The organism is Bacillus sp. FSL K6-0073, from assembly GCF_038006085.1.
Taxonomy (GTDB): Bacteria; Bacillota; Bacilli; order Bacillales; family Bacillaceae_G; genus Bacillus_A; species Bacillus_A cereus.
The window spans coordinates 1395446-1419095 of sequence record NZ_JBBOUN010000001.1 but is presented as its reverse complement, the minus strand read 5'-3'; the positions used below and the strand labels follow the sequence as shown (position 1 = coordinate 1419095).

The window sequence follows — 23650 nt, the reverse complement described above, 5'->3', positions numbered from 1 at the left end:
TTAATTTGGCTGTAATTGAAATAGAAAACCAAGTTGTTGTGACGCAGTAATAAAGCAAACATAGGCGCAAAGCTCTACAATTTCTTTTTCTGTCCAATATTGTTTTAATACGTGAAACATAGTATCATCTATTGCTTTTCGGTCATGAACAAATGTATGCGCAAAAATAACAGCTACACCAATCTCCTCTGCCTTTTGCACATCATCAGGTCTTCCTTTTGCCATACAGTACGGACATTCATTCCCATACGCTAATGTTCTTCTCACTTGCTCCTTCAACTCTGCTGAAAGAGTTCCTTTATTGTACAGTGTATCTTCTAACGTAATCCACGAATGTAATATATCCGAATTATGCCCTAATAACTTTTGAAACTTTGTATCTCCTACATTTGATAATGAAATTCTCTCCATTATTTCCCCTCCTATTTCCTTCTGTTTTATTGTAAAATAAATAACGTTCACTTTACATTTCATATGAATCTTAATTTATATTTTTCCTTTACAAAAATCATTATTTTACTGGAGGTATATTTACAAATGCAACTAGACCGTGTTGATCGAAAAATTTTAAATGAATTATATAATGATAGTCGCCTTTCTATGCGTGAATTGGCGAAACGAGTAAACTTATCTGCTCCGTCTACTTCAGAACGTGTTCGTAAGCTCGAAAGCGAAGGTGTTATTCAAAAATACACAATCGATATTGATTATAAAAAAGCAGGACTCGTTTTAGATTGTATTTTAGAAATCACTTTAAAAAATGGTGATACAACACGTATGCAACAGTTTATTCAGTCTTATCCATCTGCAAGTTTTTGTTACCGAGTAACAGGAAGCTTATGCTACATTGTAAAAATTTCTGTTCCTTCACTTGTTGAACTTGAAGAATTTATCAATGATGTTTCTTCATATGCAACGACAGTTTCTCATATCGTATTATCAGAAGTATCTCTTACTCCTGATATTGAACATATCTTCCCAGAAGATTAATTTATTTTTATTCATAAAATATCGAAAAACCCCTTACAATAAGAATAAAAATAATATATTATGTATTAAAATACATAAGGTTCGAGAAAGGGGCTTTACATTGAAAATCTGGTTTTATGAAAAAACGGCACAATTAGATGACTTGCTTGGTATTTGGGACAATGTTCCAACCATCCCACGAATTGGTGAAAAAGTTGAGATTTTAAAAACATTCCGCACTGTTACAGATATTAAATATGTAAAGAACGGTAATAATTTTCGTGTGGAAATTATTACAAATTAAAAAGTAGCTCTTAAGGAGCTACTTTTTAATTATCTATTATGTGCTTTCTTTATAACAATTTTATCTTCTTCTACAGATACTGTTACATAATCATTTTCTTCTAACCGAAGCTTATTTACAGCCACATCTGGTAACTCTATGGCCATCAATCTATCGGTTACGATCACTTGACTATACACTTCATTTTCTTGTGATGAACTCACTACTTTTTGCTCATTTATAAAACGTACTGGTGGCACGCCAACTTCTTTTACTGTACGCCATTGTTTCCAAACATAAGGAATTAACCAAAGTAATCCAACAACTGTAAGACCGATACCAATCCATAAATTACTTTGCGCTTGTAATTCAGTAATTGAGATTGTACCACTTTCTTCTCCACCAAAAAATTGCATACTTGTTGCAATCAAATTATTTAGAGCGTGCACAGCTATATTCGTCCATATATTTTTTGTCTTTATATATAAAAGACACATAACGACACCAAACATGAACGCACCAATAACATCAAAATGTCCTAAGCCAAAAATAATTGAAGATATAATTACAGCTTTTTTAATTCCCCATTTATAAGCCATTCGCTGTAAGAAAAATCCCCTAAAAATAACCTCTTCCATAATAGGTGCTAACACACATGCTGAAATGAAAGTAAATATCGTCATATATACGTTACTCGTATTAATAACATTTCCGTCTTCTAGCATAGTAACTAAGAAATTCGGTAACGTATGTGCTAATATGTAAAATTGAATCTGAGATATGCCAACTGAAAAAATCATTCCCATTATCGTTGCTAATACAATTAATCCCCAAGGTAAATGTCCTGGCTTATAAAAAAAACTGTTAAATACAATATTATTTTTATTTGTTTTTACGTATAGCCAAAGTAACGGAAATACAAAAAATACAGTTATTTGTGAAATAACCTCCATCGTATTCTCAGAAACATTTGCTAGACCTAATGGGATGATTATAAGGAGCACCCCTATAATCATCCATCCAAAAAAGCTACGTAGCCTTATACGTGAAAATGCATAGTGCATATAGAACACCCCCAAAGATAGTAAAAATACAATAAAACTTTAATCAATACTTTATAGGCAATCCTTTCCCTATAAATAGCAGGATAACTAAATTATAATATGAATATAGTTGAAATTCTTCCTATTTTTCTCAAATCATTTCAAACAGCATATCTCTTAAAATAACATATCGCTGTTCTTCAGGTTGCAATCTAAGAGAAATTTATGTAATAAAAATCCCCGTTTTTACAAGCGGGGATTTCTTTTATTATAATACGTCACGTTTTTGGAATAATGCACTTGATGCTACAAGTAACACAACAAAGTATGCAGCTACAAGTAATAATGAAGTTGTAAACGTAAATTCTGTAAATGTTGGTTCCATTCCACCATTGATTAATTTATTACTATCGTAAGCTCTTAAATCCAAATGGTTGAATACTACAAACTTCGCTACACCTTTTGCAAACATTATTAATACCATATTAATTGCACCTTGTAAGAAGAATAGGAACATCGTAATAATTAATGGTAATACAGATTTTCTAAAGACATTTGCTAGGAAAAATGCAAGTGTTGCAAAAAAGAACGGTGAAAGTAGTTGATATAAAGTGGACTTCATTACGATTCCTAATGTTAATTCTGTTTTACTACCATCCATTACAATACCGCCAATAATCATTGCAATTAGCATACCAGCTAATACGATAAATAACATTGCTAATAACACTGTAATATATTTAGAAAATAAAACTGCAAGTCTTTTTCTTGGACGGATTAACAATTGTTTAATTGTACCTTTTTGGAACTCATCAGTAAGAGTACGGGCAGCAAGTGTAATCCCAAAAATCGTTGTAAATAAAACAATTAAGCCAATCTCTGAGTTTGCATAATCTAAATATGACCCCTTAAACTCATCACCTTTTCCCCACTTCAACATTGCTAAAGTACCTAAAATTTCGAGTGCCGCAATGACACCAATTAAAATATACATACCTTTTTTCGCATGCAACTTTAAAAATTCATTTTGAATTAATTTAAACATTACGCTTTCACTCCCCCAGTAATCGCTAAGAACTCATCCTCTAACGTTTTATTTTGAACAGTAACGCCATATACAAGCACATCAGCATGAACAAGTTTTTTTACAAGTTGTGGAATGTTGTCTTTTGTTACAGATGCTACAATTACATTCCCTTTTGCTTTGCCTTTAATGATTTCATTTGCTTTCTGAACTTCATCTACTTCAAACGCTACAACGACTGCCTCATCATGTTTCACTTTTTCATGTAAGTTGTACTCTTGTACAAACTCACCTTGTTTAATAATAACAACGCGATCACACATTAATTCAATTTCACTCAATAAGTGACTTGATACGATTACAGCAATATTCTCTTCTTTCGCTAAACGTTGTAAATAATCACGAATTTGGCGAATACCAGCTGGATCTAATCCATTTGTCGGCTCATCTAAAATTAAGATTTTCGGCTGATGAAGTAATGCCTGTGCAATTCCTAAACGTTGTTTCATGCCAAGTGAATATGTTTTCACCTTTTTATGAATCGCATGCTCTAACTCAACAAGCTTTATAATCTCAGCAATGCGCTCTTTACTAATTGGTGTAATGGCCATATTCGCAAAATGCTTTAAGTTTTGCATTCCTGTCATATAATCATATAGTTCAGGATTTTCTACAATCGCTCCAATTTGCTCTAGTGCCTTTTCACGCTCCGAGCGAATACTATGTCCACAAATTGTAATATCGCCCTCTGTCATTGAAATAAGACCTGTCATCATACGGATCGTCGTCGTCTTACCGCTACCGTTCGGCCCAAGGAATCCGTATACTTCTCCTTCACGAACCTCAAATGATAAACCACGAATAATTTCCGTTCCACCAATCTTTTTTCGAACATTCTCTAACTTTACTACTACGTTTCCCAATGCTGATTCCTCCTTTAGACTTCTAGTTTTTTATCGATAATATAAGCAATTACATATATTATTAGAGCACTAACCATTACCATGAAACTTATATTAAAAATGTTAAATCCATTTTCTTGAAACATATTAATAAATAGACTCTTGCTTTCACTATGATATTCTACTCTTCGCAATACTTGGAAAGCTGGAGCTAATTTTCCTAGCAAGGTTGTCGCTAAAGTAATCGCTATATTTATTACTAGAAAAATAATAACAATTAGTATATTTTGCGCCTTTTTCTTTTTCGTAAGTAACTTAACTAGAGTAATTACTAATATGATTTGTAACACACTAAACAAAAACTCAAATAAATCACTTATCATATATATTAAATTATTAATTATGCCTACTTGCATAATCTCTTTTGCCTCTACATATACAGAAGTCTTAGGAAAAGCTAATACATAACTTACGTAGAAAAGAATTCCACATATCCCATACCATATAGCCATTGCAATAAATGAGAAAATAAGCATAGAAATTACATATTGTTTCCCAGATATTGCTGTAAGTCGTAACATTGGATTAGTCAGTAAGCGTGAATATGATTTCATTGTTTGTATAAACATATAAACAATATAAAAGAAAAATATAATCATAATGATTCCAAATATACCCTCTTGTCTACTGATAGCCGCATCACTTTTTCTTACAATCATTTGTGAAAATAACACAGCTTCAATTAGCACAAAGAGTAAAAAAGTAACAATATATCTTTTCTTATTTACATTCCATAAATAGGAAAGTACTGACTTCACTTACTAAACACCTCCTTAAACAATTCATGAACTGCTTTTCCTCTCTGAAAACGAATTTCTTCTACATTTTCATATAGAACCATTTCTCCATCTTTTAAAAAGATCACTTCATCAAAAATATTTTCAATTTCATTTATTAAGTGAGTGGAAATTAATATCGTACAATCTTCCCTATAGAACTGTAGAATTAGATCCAATACATGTTCTCTAGAAAGAGGATCTATCCCGCCCAACGGCTCATCCAGTACGTATAGCTTCACTTTTCGAGAAAACGTTAAAATAATCTGCAGCTTCTCAACCATACCTTTTGACAATGCTGTAATTTTTTCTTCTAACGGTATTTTAAATTCTGCAATCGTATCTACCGCTTTTTGAATATCGAAGTCTTTATAAAAATCTCGGTAAAAAAATAAAGCATCTTTTACAGTCATCCAATCATCAAAGACTGGCTTATCGGACATAAATGAAACGATTTCTTTCGTCTGTAATCCTACCTTTTTGCCGTCTATTGTAATACTACCTTCAGAAGGGTGTTGCAAGCCTGCAATCATTTTCAATAACGTCGTTTTCCCGCTCCCGTTATCTCCAACAAGCCCAACGATTTTCCCTTCCGTAATCTCTATGTTTAATTCACGGATCACTGCTTTTAATCCGTATCTCTTCCATAAGTTTTCTATTTTCAATAGCTCTGTCATTGGCTCTCCTCCCTCTTATCATGTAATGAAGAACGAAGAATTGTAAGAATTTCTTCTTCTGAAAAACCTAAATTGTCCATTCCATCTATAAAAGAATGAAGTAATTCTTTCGCCATCTCTTTTCGCAGCTCCATAATTTTCTCCCCTTCATTCGTTACATACCGTCCCATTCCTCTACGTGTGACAACAACTCCATCCCGTTCTAGCTCTTGAAATGTACGCTGAATCGTATTTGGATTCACTTGTAATTCACTCGCTAATTCACGGACAGAGGGAATTTTATCACCAGGCAATAAATGTCCTGTTACGATCTCTTTTTTTATGTATTCCATTACCTGAATGTAAATTGGTGTATTTGGAGAAAACTCTATTTTCATTTCTTCCCTCCTTTTGTATCGGTGTACTAGTTAAATAATACACTGATACAAAAGGTTTGTAAATACCCATTTAATTACAAAAAAGTTCTATCCGTTAAACGAATAGAACTTCCCAAATATAAATCGCTATACAAAAATAATAGTGTTATGTAAACAAAATTATAAAGAAAAGCTGTCTTATTAATCAATAAGACAGCTTTTCCTTATAATCCTATATTAAAAGTTAAACACGAAGTCATCGTCAGCTAACTTTTCAACGTTCGTTGCTTTTACGTAACCATTTCCTTTTACAGAGAAGAAATCATGGTTTTTCGTATCTGTACGTAAACCATTTAAAACGATTGGGTTAATTTCTTCTTCTTCAAACTTCGGCTCAAGTCCTAAGTTCATAAGCCCTTTATTTGCATTGTAACGAACGAAACGATTTACATCTTCTACAAGACCGATAGAAGTGTAAATTTCTTCTGTATAGGCCATTTCAATTTCATATAGTTCCATTAATAACTCTTGTGTTTCTTTTTGCACTTCTTGTTGCTCTTCTACAGAAAGTTCTGCGAAGATTTGTTGTGCTAAAATACCGACGAATACGCCGTGAATTGACTCATCCTTTACCTTCACATAAGTTCGCTACTCCTATGCCGTTTATACAGCTTACAGTTTCCTGTAAGAAGAGACTATATCATCTACCTTCTCAGGTAGCCCTCCATTTCGATTTAAGGGATTCTCACCCACCGCTTGGCCCTACTCCTCTTGCGGAATTTCACCGCCATTGGGATAGTCGTTGAACGTTCCTTTATCTACGTATCGCACCCACCACTGTTTATACAGTTTTCGATGTCTGATACGGCTTCCTGTGCCGCTCGATAACCCATGTTTTCTTTCAATGGATGCATTAGATTCACCGGCTTGTAGCATCTGAACGATATCCAAAAACATTTCAAGAGTCACACGTCCCCTTGTTTTCAGTTGGTGTTCAGATTTAACCGGCATATAATTTTGCACTTTTCCCCAAAGATATTTATAACGTTTCTTATGTCGAATTAAAGATACATAATTAGGATGAAGATTATACATATCAGCAATTTCTGGATTTGTCTTTCCGCACTTTAGTAGTTCTACAATCTCAAAAAATTGTGCATCTGTAATTTTTGATTGTGGATTTTTTTCACCTATAACACGTTGCCTTTTCTTCTCTAATTGTTCTTCAGTGAATTTAATTCCACCCAATCCTTCTCCGCCTAACGTCAAGTTATAGCCATTATTATAAGAATCATACAGCCAAATATACTGTTGCTCAATCTCACTCAATTCTTCCAATGAACATTCTACTTCCTCTAGAATTCCATATTCTAAAGTGGATTCATATTTACAGTATACTGCTTGTAAATACCTATTATAATGTGTACCACTCTTTAACATCCACATATGTTCCCTAATTCGTTTTAAATTTGAAACGTTCACATCTTTACCAATATAATACTTCCCATTGATTTTTAAATAGTAAATTCCGTACATGTTATCGCTAGATAAAGGCTTCGCTGCTGATTGCCCTATCAGCTATTCTCCTTTCCATCTATTGATAGTTAGAGAATAACCTGAATGCATATATTCATCAATAATAATACAGATAAATTTACAATAGGGGGTCCCAGCAATTAAAAGGGTTTTTCAATTGGTATCTCTACCAAAAGCCGCCATAAGTTAACGGATAATAAGGTTAATAATTTCACCACTTGCCGTCAGTTTACCTTGACCAGCTAAGTAAAGTGGATAGAAAAATCCACTATAGAATAAGTAACTTTCTAAGAACACACTTGCTACCATTGCCATGTATAACTCTTTTTTCGTTACTTCAGGCTTTAATAAACGACGATAGTAACTAGTAATAATACCAGCTTTTTTCTCAAGTAACGGATGATTGTCTACCCAGTCAAAAATATCATCAATTTCTTCTTCTGTAGCTAATGTTGTGAAAATGTGACTATAACTTTTCGCATGTACTTCTTCCATAGCTCCCATGAAAGCTAATACACTTTTCGCTTGTAAATTTTCAAGATGAACAAGTACAAGTGGCATTCCTTCGCCACCTTGTTTCGTATCTAAAAGTGTTAAACCACCTAATACACGCTTATAAGCAATTTGCTCTTCTTTCGATAATTGCACCCAAGTATTTTTGTCAGACGAAACCGCGATTTCTTCTTCTGTCCAAAACTGAGCGATGTTTTGCTTCCAAAACATTAAACTGAAATCATCTTCCTTTTTATTCCAGTTAACAGCGCGCATTGAATCACCCCTATATCTATTATTGTTCTACTGAACGGTTAAATTTCCATCTAACAATGAAAAGCTAACCGTTTAGTAGAACAAACCAAGTATGAGCAGGGTTCATAACCCTGCTCATACTATTGGGTTATTCATTTAGTATGGCAATATGCCATTAAACGGTACAAGCCACACACTCTTCCACGCTTAATTTACGTGTTCTCGTATAATACAGACTCTTTAAGCCTTTTTTATGTGCATAGATGTAGTAACGTGCTAATTCACGTGTTGAAATATCACTATTAACGTAAAGAATTGTACTAATTCCTTGGTCAATATGTTCTTGAATTTCTGCGATTAAATCAATTAATTTAAACTGATTCATATCGTAAGAAGATTTATAGTACCAGAACGTATCTTTTGATAAATACGGCATTGGATAATATGTTGTCGCATTCGCATATGTTCTTGATTCGATTTGACTTACGATCGGCATTACGCTTGAAGTTGCATTTTGAACGTAACTGATTGATTGTGTTGGAGCAATGGCAAGACGATATGAGTTGTATAAACCATTCTTCTGCACTTGCTCTTTTAAACTTGTCCAATCTTCTTTTGTCGGAATATGAATTCCTTCAAATAGTTGCTGAACTTTTTCAGTTACAGGACTGTAATCTGTCGTTTCATACTTTTCAAAGTATGTGCCATTCGCATAATCAGATTTATCGAAGTCTTTAAATGTCTCGCCTTTTTCTGTAGCGATTTCCATACTTTTCTCAATAGAATAGTAATTTAACATCATAAAGAATGTACGAGCGAATTCTTTCGCTTCTGCACTTTCATAAGCGATTTTATTTTTTGCTAAATATCCGTGTAAGTTCATTGCTCCAAGTCCAACTGAATGAAGCTCGTCATTTGCTTTTTTCACAGTTGGTGCATTCGGAATAATCGTCATATCAGAAACAGCTGTTAAAGCTTCCATTCCCGCATGAACTGCTTCACGAATTTCTTTATTTTCCATTACGTTTACGATATTTAACGATCCTAAGTTACAGTTAATATCACGACGGATAATGTCATCTGTACCGTAATCATTTATTTCTGAAGTTTCTTGAAGCTGGAAGATTTCTGTACATAAGTTCGACATCTTCACAGTTCCAATATCCTTCAATGGATGTTGATTATTTGCATTTGATTTAAACATTAAGTATGGGTAACCAGACTCAAGCTGAATCATAGCGATTTTAATAAGCATATCACGTGCACTAATATCTAGTGGCTTCTTCTTCACTTTCGGATTGCTCATTAATTCATCGTACATTTCATCAATGTCAATATCATCTAAATGCTTGCCATATTCTTTATAAACCGTATAAGGCGCGAAAACATGGAAAGGTTCGTTTTTCTCAGCAAGCTCAAAGAACTTACTTGGAACGATAATTCCGATTGATAGAGACTGAATACGGCTCTTCTCATCGGCATTTATTTTTTTTGTATCAAGGAATTCAATAATATCCCAATGGAAAATGTTTAAATATACTGCGCCGGCACCTTTTCGTTGGCCAAGCTGATTCGCATATGAAAACGAATCTTCAAGCAATTTCATAACAGGTACTACACCACTTGCAGCGTTGTCGATACCTTTAATTTGCTCACCACGTGCGCGTAGCTTAGATAAGTTTAAAGCTACTCCACCGCCGATTTTCGATAATTGCATTGCTGTATTAATGTTAAAGCCGATTGAATTTAAGCTATCGTCCATCTCTAACAAGAAACAAGACACCATTTCTCCTCTTCTGCTTCTTCCTGCATTTAAAAAGGTTGGTGTCGCTGGTTGGTAGTTTTGTTTTACAATCATGCTTGCGAATTGTTTTGCCTTCGAAACATCACCGCGTCCTAAGTATAATGACACAATTGCTACACGATCTTCATAGCTTTCTAAGTATTGTTTTTGATCATTCGTTTTTAACGCATAATCTTTGTAGAACTTAGATGCTGCCATATAAGATTGGAACTCGAAGTTTTCACCATAAGCGATGTTATATACTTCCTCTACTTCCTCCAAGCTATACTCGTCCAGAACGTTGTAATAGTAATCATGTTCTTTCATATACTCCATTCGCTCTGCCACGCTATTAAAAGGAACGGTATTCTCTCTAGCTTCTTCCATAAAGACTTCTAATGCCTCTTTATCTTTATGAAGCTGATAAAAACCGTCCTGCATTTGCGTGATTTCATTATTCAGTTCAATGTGTCGCAATCTCCCGCACCCTTTCCTTAAAATATTTTACATCGTTATTTGTTCCAGACAACTCAAATTTTGATACAATAGGCACTTCATATTTAGTAGAAATCTTGTCAGCACTTGCACCGAACATGTCTCCCCAGTTACGATTGCCGCTTGCAGATACGCCTTTTAATTTTTCATTATTGCGCTCTAAAAAGTCTAAAACACGTTCTGGTACATTTCCAAAACCTGTTGTATACGTAATAAGAATAAAGTCTTCATCTATTACTAGATCTTCATCAATTTGAACGGCCGGCATATTTAATTTGTGAATGAAACGCTTCACGTTTCCTGTCATAGAATCATATGCAACTAACATTTCCGACCCTCCCTCTCAAATCTATATTCTCTATATGTCGTTCTTGATTTCTCTATATATTGTATTACGTTTCAAAATAAGACACAAGATATATGTATAAATTCTTTCTTTTTTTAACTTTTACTTTTCGACATGATAGCCGTTTTTTTTCAATACAATGACTATGAAACAACATTCTAAAACTCATGTCAATAAAGTGCTTTTCAAAAAAGTTGTCAACGAATTTAACCTTATTTTTAAAAAAGTTAATAATATATTTTGTCATAAAACGGTAGATGCTGAAGAAATATATTTCTCCAGCATCACGCAAAAAAGAACAGATATGAAACGATAATCTGCTCTAAAAAACGATTACATTTATCAAATTTACCTTATTAAATATATTATACATATACTTTCGTTTTTCGTTACATACTAAAAGATAACTATTATAGAAAAAGATTATTATTATGGAACTTCAATTTATTTATGAAAAGTTTATTCAGAGTACTCAATGCGCAAAATATCTTTTACAAATATATGATGTGGATTTTCATCTTTATCAATCATTGTACATACAGGAGCCTCTTCATCAAAGTATACAATCAGTCCTTCTACGTACTGATATGTATGTTGAACTTGTACAGTTACTTTAATTTCTATTGCTTCTTCATATGCTCTTTTTATTTTCTGAAGCATTTTTGCTGAACATTTTCGTTTCTCTGGATACATAACCATTCCCATAAATCGATTGCCGGCTCTATCTTTCCACATATAATCCCAATGTGGTAAAATGCCTTGTTTAAAATCGCCCATAATTCCCCTCTCCTTTATCTTTTATTTATCCCGCATGAAACGTCCGTTTGGTGAAGGCTACTAATCAGTGAGAGATGCCCTGCTGATCAAAATTCCCCCTTATGAACGTGGCGTTTCTGAATATGTATAAATCACTTGCCCGCCTCGCTGTGCGTTACCAATGAAATGCTTAAAGTCTTCTCTATTTACAACAACTTCTCTGAACGTATAAAATACATCTTTCGTAACAACATACTCCTTTATTTCACCATTTTTTAGCTGATCTAAAATTGTATTTGCTAATTCTTTATCCATGTATTTCACCTCTCTGCAATATTTTATTTTATCTTATATTCTATAGGTCAACAACTGTAAATTTATCCCGCTATTTGCAGGTAGTCCGATTGGTGTTGACTACTAATCAGTCGTGGAATGAACAAAAAATCTTACTGATTAACGTTTCACTTTATCTCGTTGTTATGCCATGATTTTATTTTCGTTATTTCGCAAACAATATTGTTTTACTATATGTCCACTAAATATCATATACTAACATAGCTACTTCTCTATATCAAACATTTCGGCATTCAATTATGCAAAGTTCCATACCACTATGCTACAATATACAAATAGAACTAGGAGGGATACTATGATTCGGAAAGCAAAAAAGACAGATGCAATGGCAATAGCTCCTTTATTGTATAATGCTCTGCATGAAATTGCTGAAAAAATCACAGGTAGCACAGTTGAAGCAGAAGTATTACTAGGACTTGAGACATGGTTCTCAAAAGAAAATAACCGTCTGAGCTACGAAAACTGTTTTGTCTATGAACAAGACGAGAGTGCAGTTGGAATTATTGTCGCTTATCACGGTAGTGAAGCAACACAGCTTGACGCACCAATTGTACATCACTTAAGAGCATTACATAAAGATGAATCAATTACGTTAGAAAAAGAAGCTGAGCTTGATGAGTATTACATTGATACATTATCAGTTTCAAGTGCACACGGCGGAAAAGGTATAGGTTCTAAATTAATTGAAGCTGCCGAAATCTATGCAACTGAAAAAGGGCATAAAAAAATCGCTTTACTTGTTAATTTAGAAAACAAACGCGCCTATTCACTATACGAAAAGTTAGGTTATAAAAAAGATGAAATTGTTATGCTAGTAGGGGAACCTTATGCTCATCTCGTAAAACCATTAAACGTCAAAATTTCTATATCTTAAAAAGAAAGCACACGATTTATATAAATCGTGTGCTTTTATGTTAAATTTGTATTTAATATATTTCCATCCATCGCCTCGTGAAACGTATATGTTGTACATCCCCATGGCTCTCTGTGCAAAATAGGAGAACCAGACCATCCCATCGCTCTCAGTTCGGCACCAATCATTACATTCACATAATTATGACCTACAAGAGCTATACTTCCATGTACGAGAGCATAACGATGTAACAGGTAAGCCGCTTGCCTTACCCTCTCTCTTACTTCCTTATAAGACTCAACATCTTTATGGTAGCCAAGTATCCATAATGTTCGTCCAATGAACATCCATACCTTAATTGTGCATTTCAACCACTTCGGAGCAAAAAAGCATGAAGGAACTTCAGCTTCTCTAAAAAGAGAATTTTGCATAAAAGATAAAGAATCCGTCAATTCAGCTGCTGATTGTACAGCACGCCTTTGATCACTTGTTAAGACAAATTTCGCTGCTTCAATTGCCTCTATTGTTTCTATCGGTATTTTAGCTTTTTGTATCATTGACTCGGAATCATACTGTTTCATCCATTCGTGAAATGAATTAATTGTCATCGGTTCTCTTATACGACTTAAACAACCATGACGAATAAAAGAAATCTTCATTCTTTTCACTCTCCATTCATCACTTATGAACTCTATTATGCACTAGTTCTAAACATCATACCACGCAAAAAAATAAAGTTATATACCTTTACATCTCCCCACCACTATCATGTGTTATCGAAGCATGGATACCATCCATCCCATCAAAATATGTACTCGTATCATATTGACGAATCTTTTTTAAATGCATATAAGAAAATAAAAATAAAACTAAAGCTATAACACTCCCCACAAATTCAAACATCATTTTACCGCCTCTAATTTCTCCCACTTCAGCAGGTTATTCTACTTTTTCATTATACCTCGATATAAAGATTCTCGCATTTTTGCTATTTTTTCTAAAAAACATGGATTTTCTACATATTTTCTTACAAAAAGTGAATATTTTTCGAATTTTTACTTTGGAAACATTTACAAAGTAGGAAATATGGTTCAAAATAGGAGGAAATAAAAAAACCCAAATTTATTCTTTTTTTGGGAAAACTGTAACAAGGAGAGTTGCTTATGCAGATCGCAGAAACTGGAGATATCATCGAATTTAAAGGTGGAATGCAAGGCCGTGTTCAAAAAGTAAATCAAAACTCTGTTATTGTTGATATAACAATTATGAAGAATTTTAGAGAACTAGATATGGAACCTCTTACAGTTGTAAGTCATAAAAACTATACTGTCATTAATCAAAATGCATAATATAATAGAAAGAAAGGGCCTATATAGTATACAGGCCCTTTCTTTCTATTAACGATTATCAATTGTTTCCGGATATAGATCGTGGTTCATCATGCGGTAGTCAGCCATTTGTTCATACTTCGTACCTGGGCGACCGTAGTTGCAGTATGGATCAATTGAAATGCCACCACGTGGTGTGAATTTCCCCCATACCTCAATATAACGCGGATCCATTAATTTAATTAAATCGTTCATAATAACGTTCATGCAATCTTCGTGGAAATCACCATGATTGCGGAAACTAAATAAATACAACTTTAAAGATTTACTCTCTACCATTTTTTGCTCTGGAATATAGCTAATATAAATTGTTGCAAAATCTGGTTGTCCTGTTTTCGGGCATAAACTTGTAAATTCAGGACAATTGAACTTTACAAAATAATCACGGTTTGGATGATTATTATCAAATACCTCTAATATTTCTGGGCTATATTCAAATAAATATTTTGTATTTTGATTTCCTAATAATGTTACATCTTTCAAATCTTCATCTAATCTTCCTGTCATTTTAAACATCCCTTCTCATTATACGCCGCGTTTATTTCCCCATACTAACGCATGAAGCTGAGGCAATACTTTTGCATCATTCATCTCTTTACAATTTACAGCTTTATCAATCAACCACTCATACTTATCTAATAATTTTTTAATAAGCATCGCATCATCCACTGTTTTTGTATCATCGTTTCCTACTTGTAAGAAAAATGGTACCTTTGGATAACGTTCGTGCATCTTAACTGCATATTCAAAATCATGATCATCGAATACTACTACTTTTAAACTAATATCTTTTCCTGCTAGTTTCTGAATGATAGCATCTAACTTATGAAAATCTGTTTTCATCGTTGAACTTGGTGGTTTTGGAGAAATTGTTACCTCATCAATTTGAAGTAACCAATCTTGCCATTTACTCCCTTGCGTTTCAATTGCCGTTCGCATTCCATTTTCTTTTAATATAGAAAGAAGAAACTCAATATTTTTCAGTAATGCCGGATTTCCACCTGAAATCGTAACATGAGAAAAATTTTTTCCTCCAATTGCAACAAGCTCATCCCAAATATCTTCTGGTGTCATCTGTCTAATTTGATCTTTAGCTGATCCATCCCACGTAAAAGCAGAATCACACCAAGCACAGCTATAATCACAACCAGCTGTACGGATAAACATTGTTTTTTGCCCTACAACCATTCCTTCACCTTGAATAGTCGGACCGAATATTTCTAAGACAGGGATTTTACTCATCGAGCATCCACTCCCGTCTTACTTCCGCATAACTAGTCGGCGTCTCAAATAGACGAACAAATTCAACGCGAGCTCCTTTATATTCGTTCACTCGATTCTCTTTTGTTAGTGCTTCTGCCATCTTTTCATAAATCCAAACGACCATATTTTCAGCAGTCGTATTCATTGCAGGTAACGTTTCGTTTAAATAACGATGATCTAGATAAATTTCGATTTCATTTTTCCAAATTTCTTTTATATCTCCAAAGTCAATTGCAAGACCTATTTCATTTACATATCCACTAATTCCAAATACAACTTTATATGTGTGACCGTGTAAGTTTTTACATTTCCCTTCATAACAGTGTAAATGGTGTGCTGCATCAAATGTAAATTCCTTGCTGACCATTACTCTTTTATTATGGTATTTGAGTTGTTTACGCTGAATATCCTTGTCCATTTTTTGCAAATTCTCTACGATGCGAAATCCAAAAAAGTTATCCATTAGTTATTCGCTCCTTCGCGTTCTTGTAGGTACGTATCTAATCCTGCTTTACGAAGTTGACATGCTGGACATTCACCGCAACCATCACCAATGATTCCGTTATAACATGTTAATGTTTTTTCTCGAACAAACTCAAATGCTCCAAGTTTATCTGATAATTTCCATGTTTCAGCTTTATCAATCCACATAAGTGGCGTGTGAATAACAAACGGGTAATCCATAGATAAATTTAAAGTAACGTTTAACGATTTCACAAACACGTCACGGCAGTCTGGATAACCACTGAAATCAGTTTCACATACACCCGTTACAATATGACGTGCTCCAACTTGTTTTGCTAATACAGCAGCAAATGATAAGAAGAGTAAATTTCGTCCATCTACAAATGTCGATGGCAATTCACCTTCTTCATGTGTAATCTCCATATCCGTTCTCGTTAACGCATTTGGAGCAAGTTGATTTAATAGACTCATATCTAGTACCGTATGCTTTATTCCTAGCTCTTTTGCAATTTCCACTGCACAATCAATTTCTAGCTTATGACGTTGATTGTAATTAAACGTTACAGCTTCTACCTCTGCAAACTGCTCTATTGCCCAAAATAAACATGTCGTACTATCTTGTCCTCCACTAAAAACAACAACTGCTTTTTCTTTTTTCATTTCACTCATTCTCCTTCTCTACTATAAATAAGAAGAAAGAACGTTCTTGAACTGTCACAATAAAAAAACAAAACAATACCTAAGGATATTGTTGTTTCCATAGTTTTTTATAGAGGGAGTTCGCGAACCTCTCCCGCGCGGTGCACGGAATTTCTTCTTTCATTGACACAGCTTATTGTAACATATTGTATACTAGCGTAAAAATTTCTGATTTTTCTGCTATTTATCATTTCATTTCTTTCATTTTATAGTATGATTAATTTAATCTAAGAAGAGAGGAGGCATCCCACTGAAATCCTTTATTATTTATCTCTTTTTAAATATATTATTCATCCTGATTACAATGCTCGTATATCATTTATTTTGGAATCAAAAAGGGAAACGCTCTCCTAAATTAAATTCAGCTATATTCATTGTACTCTGTTGCCTCGCTACCGTACTCTGTATTACATTTGCAGCAAAAACAAATAATGGTTTTCAATTTGATATGCGCCATATTGTATTAATTGTCGGTACATTAACGGGAGGGCCTATTGCTGGTGGTTCTATCTTAGTTGTATTAAACATATATCGCTTATTATTAGGGGGGGTAGGTGTTTTCCCATCTCTTATCGGTTCTGTTCTTCTATTTATTGTTCTACTATTAACATATAAATTTTTTAATCGAACTTCTAATCGTATAAAAATAACACTTGCTATTATCTACAGTCTCACATACGGATTTATTTGGATACCCTTCTTCCTTTCAAAGGTTACAAATAAGACTGATTATATACCGCATATTATTGTGTATGAGTTATGTTCAATGCTTGGTACGATTCTAATTCTATATTTACTACACATATTACAAACTCAAGTTCGTCTCCAAAACGAACTTATAAATGCTGAAAAGTTTCATTTAATTGGTGAAATGGCAGCGTCTATCTCTCATGAAATTCGCAATCCATTAACTTCAACGAAAGGGTTTTTACAACTGTTACAATCAGATACCTGTACTGAGCAGGAACGAAAATTATATATCGACATTGCCATTAACGGCATCGAACAAGCAAATCATGTTCTTACAGATTATTTAACCTTTGCTAAACCAAGCATTGAAAAAGAACAAACATTACAGTTAGAAGAAGAATTACTACATGCATTGTCGTTAATTACACCGCTTGCTAATTTAACAAATGTACGTACTCATTATATAAAGCAAAGCACTTCTTTTTTTATCGCTGGTGAAAAGCAAAAACTAAATCAATGTTTATTAAATATTTTAAAAAATTGCATTGAGGCTATGCCAAAAGGCGGTGACCTTTATTTCACATTAGTTCCTGATCATAAGCATATTCAGTTATATATAAAAGATACAGGAGTCGGTATGGATTCAGAACAAGTAAAACGTCTTGGCTCTCCTTTTTATTCAACGAAAGAAAAAGGTACTGGACTTGGAATGATGGTCGTATTCAGTGTTGTTCAAGCTATGAATGGAAAAATTGATATTATAAGTGAAAAAGGAATCGGTACAACCTTTTTATTAACTTTTCCACTCATACAAAAAACGTGATGAAATAATCATCACGTTTTTTCTGTTCCTTCAACTAATTCAGCAAAAGCTTTCACTTTTCCGTGCGGTTGTTGATTTTCTTTACGTGCTTTCCAGGCGCGCTCTTCTTCTCGCTTCTTTTTAGACATGTTTTTTCAGCTCCTTCTTTTCTTTCTCCATGTAGTATTCCAAAATAAGAAAGAAAACTATGCACGTATCAAAAAAGAAGTGGTTTCCCACTTCTTCCACTTTAGCGTTGCAAAATTGCATGTTTCGCCTCTTTTAACTGCGTAAGATGTCTTTGTTCATGCAAATCAAGAAATTGAACCCATTGATACAAATTCAGATCATTAAAAACAGGATGCTTTAATCCATTTTCAAATAAATCTTTTTCATCTATAACACTATGAAGCGCGTGTAATAGTTCTTGGCGTGAATGTTCTAGCAATTGAATTCCTTGCTGTTTTTTCATTAAAGTTTCTGTTGGTTGCATTTGCTGAGGAGCTTCTCGTTTATGTGTGCGATCAAGCGTAAGTTGGAGGTCTTTAAATGGAGTCATGTTTCTTTCCTTTTTTTGTAAAGCATATACAAGGGCAGACGTGACAGATTGTTCAACTAAATGCAAGTGGTGTAAAATTTGAATAATGCTCCATTTATCACGGCGTGGCTTTACATTCACTTCTGTGTCATTTAACATTTCAATTTCTGATAATAGCGTGCTTCGAGTAGACTGTAATGAGTTTACTAAACTTTCTAAACTTACATCCATATTAGATTGAAGCATACTTGTTCCCCCCTTTTGTTTGTGAAAAGAGGTGCTCCTTATTAGAAACACCTCTTTAGTATTCTGAATTTTCTTTTATTATCTCATCATTTTCCCATTATGTCGATGTTAAACATGTGAAAAAAAGCGCATGTTTTTTACAATTTTGTGTCGTCAATCGCATGTAACCATGCTTCAATTTCTGTAATAACACTTTTCACACAGCCTTCAGCAAATGGTGATGTTAAATTTGCAACTTCTACTAATTCTAAGAACGATTTACTTCCACCTTGTTGGCACAGATTCACATAATCTTCCCAAGCCTCTTGTCTATTATCTCTTGCACGTTTCCAAAATTGTAGCGCACAAATTTGAGCAAGCGTGTAATCAATATAATAGAACGGCGAACTATAAATATGTCCTTGACGTTGCCAAAAACCACCGCGCTCTAAATAATCATTATCCTCATAATCACGATGCGGTAAATATTTCTTCTCTATGTTACGCCATGCTGTCTTACGCTCTTCCGGTGATGCTTCAGGATTTTCATATACATAATGTTGATATTCGTCAACAGATACACCATAAGGTAAAAACAGGAGTGCTGAACTTAAGTGAGAGAAGTAATATTTATCTGCATCTTCTTCAAAGAATAGCTTCATCCATGGCCATGTAAAGAATTCCATACTCATAGAGTGGATTTCACATGCCTCATATGTTGGCCAATTATATTCTGGAATTTCAAATTTACGACTTTCATATACTTGGAAAGCATGACCTGCTTCATGTGTTAATACATCAATGTCACCAGATGTTCCATTGAAGTTTGAGAAAATAAATGGCGCTTTATAATTCTCAATATATGTACAATATCCGCCGCCAGCTTTTCCTTTTTTCGCAACTAAATCTAATAAATCATTATCTAGCATGAAATTGAAAAATTCATCTGTTTCAGCCGATAACTCTTTATACATCGTCTTTCCATGATCAACAATCCAATCCGCATCTCCTTTTGGAGTTGGATTACCTGTAGCAAACTCAAAATTTTCGTCGTAATAAGCTAACTTCTCTACACCGATACGTGCTTGTTGTCGCTTTCTTAATTCCGTTGTAACAGGAACGATATAATCCAGCACTTGCTGACGGTAATTAGCCACCATCTCCGCATTATAATCTGTACGGTACATTCTTGCATATCCAAGTTCAACAAAGTTTTTGAAACCTAAAGATTTTGCGATTTTCGTTCTCACTTTAACAAGCTCATCATAAATACGATCTAGTTCTTCCTCATTTCCAGCTAAAAATCCGTAGTATGCTTCACTTGCTGCTTTACGTTCGCTTCTTTCTTTTCCTTGCATAAACGGAATCAGTTGCGATAACGTTCTTTCTTCTCCAGCAAAGTCAATTTTTGCAGATGCTAATAACTGTGTATATTGCGATGATAATTTATTTTCTAATTGTAAATCTTTCACGACTTCATCTGAATATGTTTTTAAATCACATTCTGCTAGAGCAAATAATTGTTTTCCATAATACGCCTCTAATTCTTCACGAAATGGAGAATTAATGAGTGCCTTATAATATTTTGTACCATATCCTTGTACAACTGGAGAGAATTCATCAAAGAAATCCTGCTCCTCCTTATAAAAAGTATCCGTCGTATCAACAGAATGGCGAATGTAACAAAGGTTTCCCATTGTACCAAAATCGTTGCGAATCTCATTAATTGAATGAATGACTTGTTTTTGTTCTTCTACAGTTTTTGCGTTATCAAACTTCTCTAAAGCAACAGTAAATTTCTCTTTTAACTCTTCAATATTTGGGCGTTTATATTCATAGTCTTTAAATGACATGAACGAGCCTCCTCTCCATTACATACCTTTATTATAATTCAATACGTATTCTCGAATCCCCTCTTAATTTTCAACAAATTTCGGCAGTGACTGCCCTGAGTTCATTACAAATAAAAAAGCCTTGGATTTATTTATCCAAAGCTCCTTTGGAACATATTATTTTTCATACTTCCCAATTTTTTTTAATAAATCAAGTAATTCATCTTTTTCATCTTTCGTTAACATTTCAAAAGACTGATGTATAACTTTCTCATGCCCCGGAAAAATAGAAGCAATAAAGTTCTCGCCAGACTCAGTTAATTGCGCGTAAATAACACGTCTGTCATTCGGACATGGGATTCTCTTTACTAATCCCTTTTTCTCCAACTTATCTACAACATATGTAATGCTGCCACTAGCTATTAAAATGCGCTCACCAATTTGCTGGAGTGGTTGACCGCCTTTATGATATAGCAGTTCTAATACAGCAAATTCAGTTGGATTTAACCCGTTACTTTGTATAGATTTATTTGTAGTATCCATAACAGAACGATGTACACGAGATAATGCAATAAATACTTTTAAAGATTGAGAAATATCTTCTCGTTCATTATTTGATGTCATACAACTTTCAACCCTTCACTTAAATTCTCAGCAATAAAAAGAAAATACCACTTCATACTTCATGTGAATTCCGAATGAGCATTCACTCATCCATTTCTTCTCCCCTAATATATTAAAAATCATTCTTGAATAAAAACATGACAATTTTAACATAGTTTATATATAATGATAATAAAAAAAGAAGGAGTACCACATTTGAAAGTCAAATTCCAAAGCATAATTATATATATATTGCTTGTTATCCTACCGACAATAGGGATTGGTGCTACATTTTATTCGTATCATACATATAAAATGAAACAGGAAAACAAATTATCTGCTCATACAGTTCTCTTTTTATATAGAGATTATTTGGATCATCATCTTGGTGAAGCAATTTCTGCTTTAGACATGCTTGCAAAAGTTGTAGGCACCGAGACTGGTAATATAAATGGCATTAAACAAATTGTACATGATACAGATGGAAACGATGCACGCTTTTCTGGTCTATATTACGCTACACCAGAAGGAGTCATTACAATCGCATCTGAAGATGAATCAAAGCCTATAGATGTTTCAGACCGTAAATATATTCAAGACGCGCTCCAAACTAAAAAAACCACTGTATCATCAGTCATTACTGATCGCGTTCTTGGACATAAAGCTATTATGATTGCTGCCCCCATATTTAATAAACAGAAGGAGCTCTCAGGATTATTATTAGCTAGTTTACGCTTTGATTACATTTCCTCTTCTTTAAATGCCATTAAACCACAATACCATTTTGAGGTAACTGATAAACATGATGTAGTTTTTCTAACCGATGATAATAACGACACAAGTGATACGCATTCTAATATGCTTACTACCCCACTCCAAAGATTGAATTGGAAGGTCTCTGTTTCTCCATTACCCATTCATCAAAAAACCTTATACCAGTGGGTTGCAATAGAGTGTATAGCTACTTTATTTTTAATGTCTATTTTATTTTTGCTTGCTCAATATATGTTGTTAAAACGTCAAACAAAACTTGAAAGACAACAAAATGAGCTACAGAAAATTGAATTAGTTGGAACTTTTGCAGCGAGTACAGCACACGAAATCCGTAATCCTCTTACTGGAATTAAAGGACTCGTCGCTCTATTAAAAGAGAAATATAAAGATGAACAAGATCAGTTCTACTTTTCCGTAATTGAACAAGAAATAGAGCGAATCAATGAAATTGTAAGTGAATTTCTTATTCTAGGAAAGCCAACCGCCATCATCGAACAAACATATGATGTAAGAACAATTCTAAATGAGGTAGCATTAATTATTCAATCTGAGGCGAATTTACATAACATTGTATTCCATTTACATTTGCCAGACCATCCTGTTCATATCCGTTGTTCGAAAGACCATATGAAACAAGTGGTTTTAAACATTACCAAAAATGCAATTGAGGCCATGACTTCTAATGATACACTAACCATTGTAGTAAAAAACAATGAAACACACGCACAACTGCATATTACAGATACTGGAAAAGGGATTCCGCAACATATTCAAAAACACCTCTTTCATCCGTTCTTTACTAATAAAGATACTGGAACAGGTCTTGGACTTGTCATATGTAAACGAATTGTAGAGATGTATAATGGGCATATTTTTATCGACAGTACAGAAAACGAAGGAACGACAGTTCATATCGAAATTCCGTTACACATAGTATAATTATCCTTATCCTATAAGGGTAATTATACTTATTTCATAAAACCAGCCACAAGCATTCGCCAAAAATTATTTGATTTTCCTTCATACCCGATTTGGAAAATAGGTATTTTTATAATTGAAAACCATTTCGGTGTTTGTTTTTCTTTATAACATTGATATTGTAAAATAAGCTTGTCCAATTCTTGACTAACTTGAATTGTCTCCCTACTATTTAGCCCACTTGTTAATCCTAGTTGAATCATTTCTTCACGTTTCATATGAATATCACGTGAAAGCTTTTCTAATGTGTACTTCCTTTTTACAGTAAACATCCATATCCCCCTTATTATACTTCCATGCTCTTAACTTCACTTCTCCATTGACTTTTTTTAACTACTTAATCATATGCAAATTTGAAGAATCAGAAAATTTAACATTTTCTCCCTGTAATTTACAAATCTTTACCCTCACTTTGAGAATTATTACAAATTAT

The 23650-nt window shown here is 33.8% G+C and carries 29 protein-coding genes, 2 pseudogenes and 1 riboswitch; of the genes and pseudogenes, 6 read left to right on the top strand and 25 right to left on the bottom strand.

The features are described 5' to 3' along the window. Complete coding sequence (locus tag MHB52_RS07455) at positions 1 to 411, bottom strand: carboxymuconolactone decarboxylase family protein (protein WP_016117457.1); 411 nt, start codon at positions 409 to 411, stop codon at positions 1 to 3. 126 nt (positions 412 to 537) lie between these two features. Here MHB52_RS07455 and MHB52_RS07450 point away from each other — a divergent pair, with 126 nt between their 5' ends. Together MHB52_RS07450 and MHB52_RS07445 are read left to right on the top strand one after the other, a co-directional pair. Then, positions 538 to 990: an Lrp/AsnC family transcriptional regulator gene (locus tag MHB52_RS07450; protein WP_001175505.1), complete on the top strand. Its 453-nt coding sequence runs from the start codon at positions 538 to 540 to the stop codon at positions 988 to 990. 100 nt (positions 991 to 1090) lie between these two features. Continuing rightward, positions 1091 to 1273: a DUF3913 family protein gene (locus MHB52_RS07445; RefSeq protein ID WP_061662877.1), complete on the top strand. Its 183-nt coding sequence runs from the start codon at positions 1091 to 1093 to the stop codon at positions 1271 to 1273. Between the two features lie 29 nt (positions 1274 to 1302). Here MHB52_RS07445 and MHB52_RS07440 read toward each other — a convergent pair whose 3' ends face one another. From MHB52_RS07440 to MHB52_RS07380, 13 genes and pseudogenes are all read right to left on the bottom strand, one after another. Continuing rightward, positions 1303 to 2316, bottom strand: coding sequence for a type II CAAX endopeptidase family protein (locus tag MHB52_RS07440; protein WP_061662876.1), 1014 nt, complete (start codon positions 2314 to 2316; stop codon positions 1303 to 1305). Between the two features lie 247 nt (positions 2317 to 2563). Next, complete coding sequence (locus MHB52_RS07435) at positions 2564 to 3340, bottom strand: ABC transporter permease (RefSeq protein WP_000475427.1); 777 nt, start codon at positions 3338 to 3340, stop codon at positions 2564 to 2566. Continuing rightward, positions 3340 to 4242 (bottom strand): ABC transporter ATP-binding protein, encoded by a 903-nt coding sequence (locus MHB52_RS07430; RefSeq protein WP_000528786.1) that lies wholly within the window; start codon positions 4240 to 4242, stop codon positions 3340 to 3342. Before MHB52_RS07430 ends, MHB52_RS07435 begins: the two co-directional genes overlap by 1 nt. Positions 4243 to 4256: 14 nt before the next feature. Further along, complete coding sequence (locus tag MHB52_RS07425; RefSeq protein WP_016117455.1) at positions 4257 to 5039, bottom strand: hypothetical protein; 783 nt, start codon at positions 5037 to 5039, stop codon at positions 4257 to 4259. After that, positions 5036 to 5734, bottom strand: a complete 699-nt coding sequence (locus MHB52_RS07420; RefSeq protein WP_061662875.1) for an ABC transporter ATP-binding protein — start codon at positions 5732 to 5734, stop codon at positions 5036 to 5038. Before MHB52_RS07420 ends, MHB52_RS07425 begins: the two co-directional genes overlap by 4 nt. Next, a complete protein-coding gene (locus MHB52_RS07415; RefSeq protein WP_000687512.1) occupies positions 5731 to 6111 on the bottom strand; it encodes a GntR family transcriptional regulator in 381 nt (126 codons plus the stop codon). The genes MHB52_RS07420 and MHB52_RS07415 overlap by 4 nt, the downstream gene beginning before the upstream one ends. 216 nt (positions 6112 to 6327) lie before the next feature. Further along, a pseudogene (locus MHB52_RS07410) lies at positions 6328 to 6723 on the bottom strand (ribonucleotide-diphosphate reductase subunit beta); the annotation flags it as partial. Between the two features lie 129 nt (positions 6724 to 6852). Further along, the gene (locus MHB52_RS07405) at positions 6853 to 7626 is read right to left on the bottom strand and encodes a GIY-YIG nuclease family protein (RefSeq protein ID WP_025967045.1); all 774 of its coding nucleotides are present in this window, start codon (positions 7624 to 7626) and stop codon (positions 6853 to 6855) included. A 189-nt stretch (positions 7627 to 7815) separates the two neighbouring features. Then, positions 7816 to 8394 (bottom strand): annotated as a pseudogene (locus MHB52_RS07400) (ribonucleotide-diphosphate reductase subunit beta); the annotation flags it as partial. 154 nt (positions 8395 to 8548) lie between these two features. Beyond that, on the bottom strand, positions 8549 to 10633 hold the full coding sequence (gene nrdE / locus MHB52_RS07395; protein WP_001215835.1) for a class 1b ribonucleoside-diphosphate reductase subunit alpha: 2085 nt from the start codon (positions 10631 to 10633) through the stop codon (positions 8549 to 8551). Further along, positions 10620 to 10979 (bottom strand): class Ib ribonucleoside-diphosphate reductase assembly flavoprotein NrdI, encoded by a 360-nt coding sequence (gene nrdI / locus MHB52_RS07390; RefSeq protein ID WP_000959448.1) that lies wholly within the window; start codon positions 10977 to 10979, stop codon positions 10620 to 10622. The genes nrdE and nrdI overlap by 14 nt, the downstream gene beginning before the upstream one ends. 477 nt (positions 10980 to 11456) lie before the next feature. Next, the gene (locus MHB52_RS07385; RefSeq protein ID WP_000502196.1) at positions 11457 to 11774 is read right to left on the bottom strand and encodes a hypothetical protein; all 318 of its coding nucleotides are present in this window, start codon (positions 11772 to 11774) and stop codon (positions 11457 to 11459) included. A gap of 99 nt (positions 11775 to 11873) precedes the next feature. Further along, positions 11874 to 12068 carry a hypothetical protein gene (locus MHB52_RS07380; protein WP_000356684.1) on the bottom strand — a complete coding sequence of 65 codons (195 nt, stop codon included), beginning with the start codon at positions 12066 to 12068 and terminating at the stop codon, positions 11874 to 11876. A 334-nt stretch (positions 12069 to 12402) separates the two neighbouring features. Between MHB52_RS07380 and MHB52_RS07375 the strand changes: the two genes are divergently transcribed. Further along, a complete protein-coding gene (locus MHB52_RS07375; RefSeq protein WP_000619548.1) occupies positions 12403 to 12981 on the top strand; it encodes a GNAT family N-acetyltransferase in 579 nt (192 codons plus the stop codon). A gap of 35 nt (positions 12982 to 13016) precedes the next feature. Here the strand turns inward: MHB52_RS07375 and MHB52_RS07370 are convergent, their stop codons facing one another. Then, positions 13017 to 13619, bottom strand: a complete 603-nt coding sequence (locus tag MHB52_RS07370; RefSeq protein WP_000703097.1) for a phosphoglycerate mutase — start codon at positions 13617 to 13619, stop codon at positions 13017 to 13019. Positions 13620 to 13707: 88 nt separating this feature from the next. Further along, positions 13708 to 13866 (bottom strand): hypothetical protein, encoded by a 159-nt coding sequence (locus tag MHB52_RS07365; RefSeq protein ID WP_000971067.1) that lies wholly within the window; start codon positions 13864 to 13866, stop codon positions 13708 to 13710. A gap of 257 nt (positions 13867 to 14123) precedes the next feature. On the opposite strand from MHB52_RS07365, the gene MHB52_RS07360 reads away from it, so the two are divergent. After that, a complete protein-coding gene (locus MHB52_RS07360) occupies positions 14124 to 14309 on the top strand; it encodes a YkvS family protein (protein ID WP_001165082.1) in 186 nt (61 codons plus the stop codon). Between the two features lie 48 nt (positions 14310 to 14357). On the opposite strand, the gene queF is transcribed toward MHB52_RS07360, so the two are convergent. Genes queF through queC form a run of 4 tightly spaced genes read right to left on the bottom strand, consistent with a single transcriptional unit; the run spans position 14358 to position 16736 of the window. Next, positions 14358 to 14855 (bottom strand): preQ(1) synthase, encoded by a 498-nt coding sequence (queF, locus tag MHB52_RS07355; RefSeq protein ID WP_001986050.1) that lies wholly within the window; start codon positions 14853 to 14855, stop codon positions 14358 to 14360. 18 nt (positions 14856 to 14873) lie between these two features. Beyond that, positions 14874 to 15590 carry a 7-carboxy-7-deazaguanine synthase QueE gene (gene queE / locus MHB52_RS07350; protein WP_061662874.1) on the bottom strand — a complete coding sequence of 239 codons (717 nt, stop codon included), beginning with the start codon at positions 15588 to 15590 and terminating at the stop codon, positions 14874 to 14876. After that, positions 15583 to 16074: a 6-carboxytetrahydropterin synthase QueD gene (gene queD / locus MHB52_RS07345; protein WP_000368414.1), complete on the bottom strand. Its 492-nt coding sequence runs from the start codon at positions 16072 to 16074 to the stop codon at positions 15583 to 15585. The genes queE and queD overlap by 8 nt, the downstream gene beginning before the upstream one ends. Beyond that, positions 16074 to 16736 carry a 7-cyano-7-deazaguanine synthase QueC gene (queC, locus tag MHB52_RS07340; RefSeq protein ID WP_000711604.1) on the bottom strand — a complete coding sequence of 221 codons (663 nt, stop codon included), beginning with the start codon at positions 16734 to 16736 and terminating at the stop codon, positions 16074 to 16076. The genes queD and queC overlap by 1 nt, the downstream gene beginning before the upstream one ends. 93 nt (positions 16737 to 16829) lie before the next feature. Beyond that, positions 16830 to 16873: riboswitch (PreQ1 riboswitch) on the bottom strand. 206 nt (positions 16874 to 17079) lie between these two features. On the opposite strand from queC, the gene kinB reads away from it, so the two are divergent. After that, entirely contained in the window at positions 17080 to 18288 is a 1209-nt protein-coding gene (gene kinB / locus MHB52_RS07335) for a sporulation sensor histidine kinase KinB (RefSeq protein WP_000964153.1), read from the top strand. 11 nt (positions 18289 to 18299) lie between these two features. Here the strand turns inward: kinB and MHB52_RS07330 are convergent, their stop codons facing one another. From MHB52_RS07330 to MHB52_RS07315, 4 genes are all read right to left on the bottom strand, one after another. After that, the gene (locus MHB52_RS07330) at positions 18300 to 18416 is read right to left on the bottom strand and encodes a DUF6254 family protein (protein WP_000038355.1); all 117 of its coding nucleotides are present in this window, start codon (positions 18414 to 18416) and stop codon (positions 18300 to 18302) included. 101 nt (positions 18417 to 18517) lie between these two features. Continuing rightward, positions 18518 to 19051: a DinB family protein gene (locus MHB52_RS07325; protein WP_000941970.1), complete on the bottom strand. Its 534-nt coding sequence runs from the start codon at positions 19049 to 19051 to the stop codon at positions 18518 to 18520. A gap of 137 nt (positions 19052 to 19188) precedes the next feature. Next, on the bottom strand, positions 19189 to 20883 hold the full coding sequence (locus MHB52_RS07320; protein ID WP_000008576.1) for a M3 family oligoendopeptidase: 1695 nt from the start codon (positions 20881 to 20883) through the stop codon (positions 19189 to 19191). Positions 20884 to 21039: 156 nt separating this feature from the next. Continuing rightward, positions 21040 to 21486: a MarR family winged helix-turn-helix transcriptional regulator gene (locus MHB52_RS07315; protein WP_000203336.1), complete on the bottom strand. Its 447-nt coding sequence runs from the start codon at positions 21484 to 21486 to the stop codon at positions 21040 to 21042. 195 nt (positions 21487 to 21681) lie between these two features. On the opposite strand from MHB52_RS07315, the gene MHB52_RS07310 reads away from it, so the two are divergent. After that, a complete protein-coding gene (locus MHB52_RS07310; protein ID WP_000865053.1) occupies positions 21682 to 23178 on the top strand; it encodes a DUF3149 domain-containing protein in 1497 nt (498 codons plus the stop codon). A gap of 29 nt (positions 23179 to 23207) precedes the next feature. On the opposite strand, the gene MHB52_RS07305 is transcribed toward MHB52_RS07310, so the two are convergent. Beyond that, a complete protein-coding gene (locus MHB52_RS07305) occupies positions 23208 to 23489 on the bottom strand; it encodes an aspartyl-phosphate phosphatase Spo0E family protein (protein ID WP_000495536.1) in 282 nt (93 codons plus the stop codon). Positions 23490 to 23650 lie beyond the last annotated feature (161 nt).